Genomic DNA, 2,948 nt, shown 5'->3' with positions numbered 1-2,948 from the left:
TATAGACGCAGTAATTTAATTTTTGTTTACTAATAGTATAAAATATAGCAAAAATCTTTCTTGAACTTTAAATTGCTTTACTTGTTTTACAGCATGATATAAATGTGCAGCATTATCTAGGAAAGGAAGAAACAAAAAGCCAATACTAGAAAGTTTTGATCTTCCATTAATACTTCTTAAAGGAATGGCTTTAAGTCCCCCATAAAAGATTTAGAGGCAGTTTAAATACTCCTCTAAATTTACCTTTTTACTTCTGATAATATTTCACATAAATCATCCATCAAGTGCGTAATTAGTCGGTCTCCATTTCTGACCGAAAGGCTACGTTAAAAGCTGGGTTAAGATGAACTTCATTACAGTTAAAAGTCAAAAGTAAAAAGTTTAAGATTGATTTAGCTAAAAAGTTTAACTGATAATAATTTTACTTATACCATTTCTCCATGAAGTTGCAGTTAATATAAAGACAAGAATAGTCACTGTAATCAGGTCTGAGCAACAATTATTAAGCGCATTGTTAGAGAGAAATGGTATTAGGTAAGAATTTTGCACTTATTGTGTCAGGACTTACGCATTTTTCCGAAAAAACACTATATATACCATAGTGCTATAGTTTTTATCTACTATATATAGTACCTTTGCGTAAGTTCCGTGTGTGAAATTATTCGTGACAAAATTTTAAGTTAATTGGTATTACTTCGTTTAATTAGGGCTTGCTGATTAAATATCAAAGCATTGACAGATAAAGGTTGTAGCATTTTTTGGTCTAAAAAAGTGTCAGCTTTTCGGTGGCAAGAGCTGCATAAAGCTAGTATTTTGGGACGATTATGGCAGAAAAATCACTCTTACAATTTTTCCGACTACCTCCTCTATAATTGCCATTTCTCCTGACTCGGCTTTTCCCCTCCTGGGAGGGGCGGGGGTGGGTTGACTCCTACCTCTACCAAAAGACTTTCCATACGCAAACCCTAATTAGGGCTTGCTGATTAAATCTAAAAGCATTGGTATATAAAGATATTAGCCAAGGCGTGTACTAAAAAAGTGCAAGGTTTTTGCTCCCTTAAGCTGAAAATGTCAGGATTTTGAGCAGACAAGGGCAGAAAAATCTCAGAACAATTGTTCCGACTACATCCTCTGTAATTCCTCATTCCTCCTGACTCGGCTTTTCCCCTCCTGGGAGGGGCGGGGGTGGGTTGACTCCTACCCTCACCCATAAGACTTCCATAAGCAAACCCTAATTATTTTGATGCTAGTAGAAAGAATTGAGTCGGGACGCTATGATCGGAATAACTAAGTTAAGTTTTGTAAAGAAAAAATTGACTGCTATTTCACCCAAACATTCTATTATACAACCCAAACCTTGGTACTCCCTAGCTCCTTTATGGCAAGGAGGAGAAGAAGTAGTTCGCCAAGGTCTGCCCCACTCCCAACTTTCACCCACATGGCAAATATTACTACTTGGAGATGGCTCTCCCACTCGTCACTTGCAACTTTTGACAACTGAACCCACAGAAGTTGATGTAATTGATATGTCTCCCATTGGCATGAATCTGGATAATGCCCCTGACTTAATTCATGCTGTACCTGGCCCTAGACTGCGACGACAGGTATGGTTGAGAACAACTTCAGGACAAAGGCTAGCTTATGCTGCTTCCTGGTGGGAAGCGAGTCATGTGGATGAGTATTTGCAAAATCGGTCTTTGCCTATTTGGGCTAGTTTAGCTCGTTTGCGGACCGAATTATATCGAGATGTCCAGGGAATTTATTATGGTCATTCTAGAGAATTAGAGTTAGCTTTTGGCGAGTTAGGACCATTTTGGGGGCGACATTACCTATTTTGGCATCATGGCCAACCACTGACATTAATTTATGAAGTGTTTTCACCTTATCTTAAGAAATATTTGGGACAAACAAACGTGACGGATACAGACTTTCAAAAGTAATAGTTGTTAATTTTTTGATTGCCATAAATATTAAGAATCGACAAATTTTGGATGAATTTAGATGTACAAATAGGATCATCTATTTCTACGTATTTCTGAAGTTTAGCTTTGACTTTGAAAGCGCAACTCCTCCGTAGTAGGCACTCATAAATTATTATGGTTCGACCTTAATCTGATATCAAGTCTCATTAATTAGCCATAATAAAAATTTTCTTCTTTTGAGAGAGAATATTTTTTCGGTGCGGAATGCGCAGAAAACAAATTTCCCCTACCTCCCTACTCCCTAAATTTTTCCGAAGTGGTTATTCAAACAGACATGATACTAGACTTTGTCAGATAGTATAAAAAAACCGGGCATGAGAAGTTTTGTTCAAAATTTTTTTTAATTCACACTCTAAAAGTCTGGGTTTTAGGTCAGGGATTTTTCGATAAAGTTGCAAAAATTTGATCAAATAGTTCTGTTTTGTATTAAGTAGGAACGTTAAAGATGAATTGAAAAATAGTGGTTTGTCAAAAGAATTTTAACGGATGATAAACTATCAATCAAAATGTTTGATCGGCTTTTCAATTTTGAAATACCCGTCATTTTTATTTTGACGGAACAATATAATGAATAAACAGATTTGGTATAAATTATGATGCTGATGCGCTAAATTTTACTTTAAACTTAGACACCCACACGATAATCTTGAAAAAGGTGTGGGTATCTCATACAAAAAGTTTTTATTATTCAGTAATCAATCATCAAAGACTATAACAGTTTGCCATTAAACGAACTGTAATTACAGTAAGTAGTCAGTAATTAGAATATCGGTAGTATAGGACTACAATTATCATTAATTTTAAGGTCTTTGACTGTTTTCCATATTATTTTTTTGCTACATCATTTAATTTAAAATATATTCAGTATTTATCCTCTGGTTTCCTAGTATCTTAACCACAATTTAGACCGGCAAAAATAAATAATATTACTCACTATTTTGTGAATACCAAAATTCTACTCAAGCT

Annotated in this window: 1 protein-coding gene; it reads left to right on the top strand. The window is 35.1% G+C overall.

The window, feature by feature from the left end:
* The first annotated feature begins 1,313 nt into the window (after nucleotides 1-1,313).
* The gene (locus tag F6K13_RS26420; RefSeq protein WP_124142820.1) at nucleotides 1,314-1,940 is read left to right on the top strand and encodes a chorismate lyase; all 627 of its coding nucleotides are present in this window, start codon (nucleotides 1,314-1,316) and stop codon (nucleotides 1,938-1,940) included.
* Nucleotides 1,941-2,948 lie beyond the last annotated feature (1,008 nt).

The sequence above is a fragment of the Okeania sp. SIO2B9 genome (assembly GCF_010672505.1).
GTDB classification, from domain to species: Bacteria; Cyanobacteriota; Cyanobacteriia; order Cyanobacteriales; family Microcoleaceae; genus Okeania; species Okeania hirsuta.
This window is presented reverse-complemented; position numbering and strand designations above follow the sequence as displayed.